The following is a 6861-nucleotide window of genomic DNA, read 5'->3' on the forward strand; positions in this document are numbered from 1 at the left end:
CCGGGGCTCGCGGTCGGACGCTTTCGGCGTACGTGGTGGGGAGCATCTACAGACATGACTATCGCGCTGCGTCGGGCGGCACACTGGCACCGCCCACTCATGGTCTTCGTCTACGCGATGGCGGTGCTCACCGTCATCTCGGCGGTCGGCATCCTCGTCGACTCGCGGGTCCTCACCGGTTCGCCGATCTGGCTCAAGCCGTTCAAGTTCGCCGTGTCCTTCGTGGTGTACGGCACGACCCTCGCCTGGATGCTCTCCCTGCTGCCGCGGCGCAGCCGGGTCGCGGAGTGGGCCGCCACGGTGGTCGTCGCGATGGCGGTGATCGAGATGGTGGTGATCGTCGGGCAGGTGGTACGCGGGCAGACCAGCCACTTCAACGACACCACACCCCTGAACATCGCCCTCTTCACGGCGATGGGTGCGGCGATCATGGTGCTGTTCGTCGCGCACCTCATCCTCGGGATCGTGGTGCTGATCCGGCGGATCCCCGACCGGGTCGCCGCCCGCGCGGTCGGGTGGGGGCTGGGCCTGTCGCTGCTGGGCATGCTGGCGGCGGTGCCGATGGTGCTGCCCGGTCAGGACCCGGGGGTCGAGGGGATCAGCGGCGCACACGCGGTCGGCGTGGCCGACGGCGGACCGGGGCTGCCGGTGGTCGGCTGGAGCACCACCGGTGGGGACCTGCGGATCGGGCACTTCGTGGGGCTGCACGCCCTCCAGGCGCTGCCGATCCTCGCGATCCTGCTGAGCCGGTTCCTCGGGACACGGCTCGACGAGCGCACCCGCGCGCGACTGGTGGTCGTCGCCGGCGGGGCGTACGGCGTACTCACGGTGTTGTTGACCTGGCAGGCCCTGCGCGGACAGCCACTGCTGCGTCCGGACGCGCTCACGCTGGCCGTCGTCGCGGCCCTGCTGGCCGCGACGGCGACCGCCACCGGCCTGGTGCTGGCTCGACGGCGCAGCCCGGAACTGGCGCTGGCCGCATGACCGCCACGCTGTTCACCCTGACGTTCACGGTGGCCGCGCCGTTCTGGGCGCTGATGATCCTCCTGCCGCGCTGGTCGTGGACCGCCCGGATCATCTCGTCACCGCTGATCGTGCTGCCGGTCGTGGTGATCTACGCGCTGCTGGTGCTCCCGGCGTTCGGCGACGTGCTGCCGGCCGTGGCGTCGCCGACCCTGGACGGGGTGCGCGACCTGCTCGGCACCTCGAACGGCGCGGCGGCGGGATGGGCGCACATGATCGCGTTCGATCTGTTCGTCGGGCGGTGGGCGTGGCTGGACAGCCGGGAACGGGGGGTACCGGCGCTGGTCATGGCTCCGGTGCTGGTGCTGACCATCCTGCTCGGACCGCTCGGCCTGGCCGCCTACCTCGCCGTTCGGTCCCGGTGGCGGCGGTCGACGGTCGCCGCCCCCGAGCCGCAGCGCCTAGGCTGACCTCCGTGGGGTGGGCGGGACGGCTGTTCGACACGCGGGACACGCTCGTGCGGATGGCGCTGCTCGACCTCAGCGGCCTGGGTTACCTGGTCTTCGGCACCCAGGCCGGCCGCCCGCCGACGGCCACGCAGTGGGTCCTCGCGGTGGTCGCGTTCACCGTCGCGCTGGTGCTGCACCGTCGGCCGCTGGTCAACCTGCTGGCGCAGGCCGCGCTGCTGGCGGTCGCGATCCCCCTGGTCGACGACATCATGATCAATCAGGTCGGCGCCAGCTGGGCCCTGCTCGAGGTGACCATGCGGGCGCGCCGGGCACGCACGATCTGGCTGGCCACCGGTCTGCTGGCCGTGGTCGATCTGACCGACTCGATCGGTGATCCGGTCGGCCGGGTCACCTCCGGAGTCTTCGGGCTGACCCTGGAGGTCGGCGTGCCGTTGCTGCTCGGTCTGGTCATCCGGGCCAACCGGGAGCTGGGTCGGCAGGCCGTGGAGCGGGCGGCGGCGGAGCAGCGCCGGCACGAGTCGGAGAGCCGCGCCGCGCGCGCCGACGAACGCAGCGCCATCGCCCGGGAGCTGCACGACGTCGTCGCGCACCACGTGGCGTCGATGGTGCTGCGGATCGGCGTGGCACGGCACGTCCTCACGGACCTGGATCCCCGGGTCGGCGAGGTGTTCGACGACGTGCACGGCACGGGGACCGCCGCGCTGGCGGAGCTGCGTCGGTTGGTCGAGGTCCTGCGCAACCCCGTCGGGGTACGCGGTGACGCGGCGCTGACCGCGATCGAGCCGTCGGCGCTTCCGGCCGCGCTCGGTGCGACGGTCGACCGGGCCCGCCAGGCTGGCATCACCGTGGAGGCCGACATCGACCCGGCCGTCGGTTCGCTCGACGCGGTACGCGGCCTGGCCGTGTTACGGCTGACGCAGGAGGCACTGACCAACGTGGCCAAGCACGCCGGATCGTCCGCGCTGGCGCGCGTCGTGGTGGCCGTACGCGACGGAGCCGTCCACTGGGAGGTCTCGGACGACGGGGGTGGCGCGGCGCCGGCGGCGATGCCGTCCGGCGGCGGTCACGGCATCACCGGCATGCGCGAACGCGTCGAGGTGCTCGGCGGCCGACTGGAGGCGGGCCCGACCGACGCGGGGTGGCGGGTGGGCACCGTCCTCGCGGCCGCGCCTGCCGCGTCCGCCACCGGGGCGGCGCCCCGGAACCGCGTGGCCCCGACCGACTCGCCCGCGCCGGCATGATCCGCGTCCTGCTGGTCGACGACCAGCACCTCATCCGCGCGGGGCTGCGCATGCTCTGCGACGCCCAGCCCGACATCGACGTGGTCGGCGAGGCCGACAACGGCCGCGACGCGATCCCCCTCGCCGCGCGGCTCCTCCCCGACGTGGTCATCATGGACCTGCGAATGCCCGGGGTCGACGGGATCACCGCCACGAGCCGGATCCTCGCCGAACGCCCCGCCACCCGCGTGCTCGTGCTGACGACCTTCGGCGACGACGACCACCTCTATCCCGCCCTCACCGCCGGCGCCTGCGGGTTCCTGCTCAAGGACGCGCCACCCGACGAGTTGCTGGACGGCATCCGCCGGGCCGCCGTGGGTGACAGCCCGTTCAGCCCCGAGGTGCTGCACCGCCTGGTCCAGCGCGCGGTGCACGCTCGCGCGGAGACCCCCCGACCGGTGCAGGGGCTGACCGCCCGGGAGCGGGACGTGCTGGACCTGGTCGCCGAGGGGCTGTCCAACACCGAGATCGCGGACCGGCTGCACATCGGCGTCACCACGGTCAAGACGCACATCACCAACCTGATGACCAAGACCGACAGCCCCAACCGCGTACGCCTGGCCCTGTTCGCCCGCGGCGTCTGAGTGGCCGCGTCGCCGCGGACACCTACCCCCTCATCCGCGCGGACACGGCGATCACGAGCACGAGCGGCACGATCAGCAGCGCCGGCGCGACCACCGGCAGGTGCAGGGCGACCAGGGCGCCGACCGCCGCGCCCGTCATCAGCGCCAGCAGGACCTGGGCCTTGGGTCGCAGGCTGCGCCACGGGTCGCGTGCGGCGACGCCGGCGATGAGGGTCGTGAGCGTCCCGGTCAGGTACGTGGAGGAGAGGCCGGGCACGCCGAACCGTTGGATGGCGCTGCTCTGCACCCCCAGCGCCGCCGCCGACAGCAGCAGGAGCGCGAGGTCGACGTGTTCGTCGTGGTGGGGGAGGTTGATCTCCCAGACGACGAGGAACACGACGAACACCAGGAGTTCCAGGACGAGCGCCCAGGTGACCCGTCGTGGCCAGACGGGATCGTCCGGCTGTGCCGAGCCGACGAGCCGGGCGCCGGCGAGGACACCGACGATGAAGCTGACGATGGCGCAGCCGGAGGTCAGGGCGAGTTCGGCGTCACCTCTGCCCGCGGAGAGTCCGAGCAGGACCATGTTGCCGGTCATCACGCTGGAGAAGGCGCCGCCGAGGGCGAGGAAGCCGATGGCGTCGGCGCTGCCGGTCAGGAAGGTGAGGACGACCACGAGGCCGTGCCGTCTCCGCAGGAGACGCTGCCGTCCCTCCGCAGGGGCCGAGGGGTGGATGACGCGGGGCACTGCGCTGGACACTGTCGGCTGCCCTCCAAAGATTGTTCTTCGTATACACTTTGTCCCGGATGATTCACGGAGAGGCGATCCAGGTGGCTGAAGACCTGCGGGACAAGCTCGGCGCCCAACACCTGCCGCTACGCGATCAGGTCCTCGCCGCCCTGCGGACAGCCATCATCGACGGCGACTACCTGCCCGGCGAGCGGCTCACCGAGGATCGGCTGGCCGAAGACTTCGGCGTCTCCCGCAACCCCGTCCGGGAGGCGCTGCGCGTCGCGGAGGCCGAGGGCTTCGTCGTGATCCTCCCCCGCCGCGGCGCGGTCGTCGCGTCGCCGAGCAGCGGCACCATCTCGGACATGTTCGTCGTCCGCGAGCGTCTGGAGTCACTCGCCGCCCGGCTGGCGGCCGAACGGGCGACCGCCGCCGACGTGGCCGCCCTGCGCGTGCTGCTGGAGCAGGGCCGCGAGGCGACCGAACGGCAGGACCTGCGCCGGGTCGCCGAGTTGAACAGCGCCCTGCACCTGCGGATCCTCCAGATCAGCGGAAATCCCTGGCTGTCGTCGATCGCCAAGGCGCTCTACCTCCATGTCCAGTGGGTCTTCCGGCTGGGCGCCGCGGAACGCGCCCCGCACTCGTGGGCCGAGCACATCCAGTTGGTCGACGCCATCGAGTCAGGCGACGGGGACCGCGCCGAGCGGGCCGCGCTCGCCCACCTCGACGCGGCCTCCGCAGCCGCCTACGAGAACGCCGAGGGCGGGTACGGCGCCCGCTAACGACCGCACGCGTAGCCCTGCATCCCCCGCGGGTTCGCCCCGGCGGCGAGCACGCCCGTGTCGGGGTCACGGGTCACGGCGCACAGCCGGCCGAGGCTCCACCCGTCGGAGAGCCGCACCTCGTGCCCGTACGCCCGCAGGGCCGCCAGCACGTCCTCGTCGAGCCGGTCCTCCACCACCAGGACGCCGGGCTCCATCTCCCGCGGGTAGAACGACCCCGGCAGGCTGACGGTGTGGAACGCGGGCGCGTCGATGGCCTCCTGGAGGGACTGACCGCCGACGAGATGGCGGAGCAGGAACGGCACCTGCCACTGGTCCTGCTGATCGCCGCCGGGTGTGCCGCACGCCAGCACCGGCTGCCCGTCGCGGTGCACCATCGTCGGGCTCAACGTCGTACGCGGCCGCCGGCCCGGAGCGAGTGACGAGGCCAGCCCCTCCTCCAGCCAGAACATCTGCAGCCGGCTGCCCAGCGGGAAGCCGAGATCCGGGATGGTGGGCGAGCTCTGCAACCAGCCGCCGCTCGGGGTTGCGGAGATCATGTTGCCCCAGCGGTCGACCACGTCCACGTGGCAGGTGTCGCCGCGGGTCACCCCGTCCGCCTGCACCGTCGGCTCCCCCGTCGTCGGGTCCGTCGGGTCGGCATGACGGGCGGCCCCCGGTCGGACGTGCGCCGGAAGGTGGGGTTCCGCCCCGTCGGGACGCCCCGGTCGCAGTTCCCGGGACGCCCGGTCGCCGATCAGGGCCGCCCGCTCCCGCGCGTACTCCCGGGAGAGCAGCGCCTTGGCGGGCACGTCGGCCCCGTCGCCGTACCAGGCCTCGCGGTCGGCGAAGGCGAGCTTGAGCGCCTCGACCTGGGCGTGGACGCCGGCGGCGGTCGCCGGGTCGTACGCGCCGGGGTCGTCGAGCGCGTCGAGGACGGACAGCGTCTCCAGCAGCACCGGGCCCTGGCCCCAGAACCCGGTCTTCGCCACCGAGTAGCCGTGCCAGTCGAGGGTGACCGGGGCCTCCCAGGTCGCCGAGTAGGCGGCCAGGTCGGCGCCGGTGACGAGACCGGCGTGGGGGCTCCCGCTGGAGTCCTGGAACGGCTCCCTGCTGAACCGGTCGATCGCCTCGGCGACGAAACCCGTACCCCAGGCGCGACGCGCGGCCTCGATCTGCGCCTCCCGGTCGGCGCCGGCCGCCCGCCCGGCCTCGACCAGTCTCCGCAGGGTCCGCGCGTACGCCGGGTTGGTGAACATCTCCCCCGCCGCCGGTGGCCGGCCGCCGCGCAGCCACAGCTGGGCGGAGGTGTACCAGTGCTCCTCGAACAGCGACCGCACGGCCGCCACGGTGTCCCCGACCCGGCCGATCAGCGGGTGGCCTGCGGCGGCGTAGCCGATCGCCGGCTCCAGCACCTCGTCGAGGGAGAGCGTGCCGTGGTCACGCAGCAGGAGGAGCCAGGCGTCCACGGCGCCGGGTACGGCCGCCGCGAGCGGACCGGACCCGGGGATGAGGTCCATGCCGAGCGAGCGGAAGTGCGCGATGGTGGCGCCGGCCGGCGCCGGCCCCTGCCCGCACAGCACCTTCGGAGCGGGGTCCTGGGCCGTCGCCACGATGGCCGGCACCTCACCACCGGGGCCGTTGAGGTGTGGTTCGACGACGTGCAGGACGAACCCGGCGGTGACCGCGGCGTCGAAGGCGTTCCCGCCACGTTCGAGGATCCCCATGGCCGCCTGGCTGGCGAGCCAGTGCGTCGAGGACACCATGCCGAAGGTTCCCTGGAGCGTCGGTCTGGTGGTGAACGTCATGACAACACCTCACTCTTGTGTGCGGCCCGAACGTCGGGCCCGCTGCCGTCCGGCTGGACCAGGTGGCACGCGGCCATGCCGTCGCCGATCCCCACCTGTGCCGGCACCTCCGTCGCGCACCTGTCGAACGCGAGCGGGCACCGGGTGCGGAACCGGCAGCCGGACGGCGGGTCGAGCGCGGACGGGAGGTCGTCGCCGAGCAGCACCGGCCGACGCTGCCGCTGAAGGACCGGGTCGGCCACCGGTGCGGCCGACAGCAGCGCCTGCGTGTACGGGTGGGCGGGAC

The 6861-nt window shown here is 73.2% G+C and carries 8 protein-coding genes; 5 read left to right on the forward strand and 3 right to left on the reverse strand.

Features of this window, described 5'->3' with window-relative positions:
- Positions 1 to 54 precede the first annotated feature (54 nt).
- From DKT68_RS16660 to DKT68_RS16675, 4 genes are read left to right on the forward strand one after another with little or no spacing between them, the layout of a single operon-like run.
- Positions 55 to 984: a hypothetical protein gene (locus DKT68_RS16660; RefSeq protein ID WP_109818330.1), complete on the forward strand. Its 930-nt coding sequence runs from the start codon at positions 55 to 57 to the stop codon at positions 982 to 984.
- The gene (locus DKT68_RS16665; RefSeq protein WP_109818331.1) at positions 981 to 1433 is read left to right on the forward strand and encodes an ABA4-like family protein; all 453 of its coding nucleotides are present in this window, start codon (positions 981 to 983) and stop codon (positions 1431 to 1433) included. Before DKT68_RS16660 ends, DKT68_RS16665 begins: the two co-directional genes overlap by 4 nt.
- Before the next feature lie 5 nt (positions 1434 to 1438).
- On the forward strand, positions 1439 to 2674 hold the full coding sequence (locus tag DKT68_RS16670) for a sensor histidine kinase (RefSeq protein WP_109818332.1): 1236 nt from the start codon (positions 1439 to 1441) through the stop codon (positions 2672 to 2674).
- On the forward strand, positions 2671 to 3297 hold the full coding sequence (locus tag DKT68_RS16675; protein ID WP_109818339.1) for a response regulator: 627 nt from the start codon (positions 2671 to 2673) through the stop codon (positions 3295 to 3297). Before DKT68_RS16670 ends, DKT68_RS16675 begins: the two co-directional genes overlap by 4 nt.
- 22 nt (positions 3298 to 3319) lie before the next feature.
- Here DKT68_RS16675 and DKT68_RS16680 read toward each other — a convergent pair whose 3' ends face one another.
- The gene (locus DKT68_RS16680; protein WP_161556672.1) at positions 3320 to 4036 is read right to left on the reverse strand and encodes a YoaK family protein; all 717 of its coding nucleotides are present in this window, start codon (positions 4034 to 4036) and stop codon (positions 3320 to 3322) included.
- 47 nt (positions 4037 to 4083) lie between these two features.
- Here DKT68_RS16680 and DKT68_RS16685 point away from each other — a divergent pair, with 47 nt between their 5' ends.
- Positions 4084 to 4788, forward strand: a complete 705-nt coding sequence (locus DKT68_RS16685; protein ID WP_109818334.1) for a GntR family transcriptional regulator — start codon at positions 4084 to 4086, stop codon at positions 4786 to 4788.
- On the opposite strand, the gene DKT68_RS16690 is transcribed toward DKT68_RS16685, so the two are convergent.
- Together DKT68_RS16690 and DKT68_RS16695 are read right to left on the reverse strand one after the other, a co-directional pair.
- A complete protein-coding gene (locus DKT68_RS16690; RefSeq protein ID WP_109818335.1) occupies positions 4785 to 6575 on the reverse strand; it encodes a gamma-glutamyltransferase family protein in 1791 nt (596 codons plus the stop codon). The genes DKT68_RS16685 and DKT68_RS16690 overlap by 4 nt on opposite strands.
- The coding region (locus DKT68_RS16695; RefSeq protein WP_330848940.1) for an oligopeptide/dipeptide ABC transporter ATP-binding protein at positions 6572 to 6861 on the reverse strand (290 nt) is incomplete at its 5' end. The genes DKT68_RS16695 and DKT68_RS16690, both read right to left, overlap by 4 nt.

This window comes from Micromonospora acroterricola (genome assembly GCF_003172955.1).
In the GTDB taxonomy this organism is placed as follows: domain Bacteria; phylum Actinomycetota; class Actinomycetes; order Mycobacteriales; family Micromonosporaceae; genus Micromonospora; species Micromonospora acroterricola.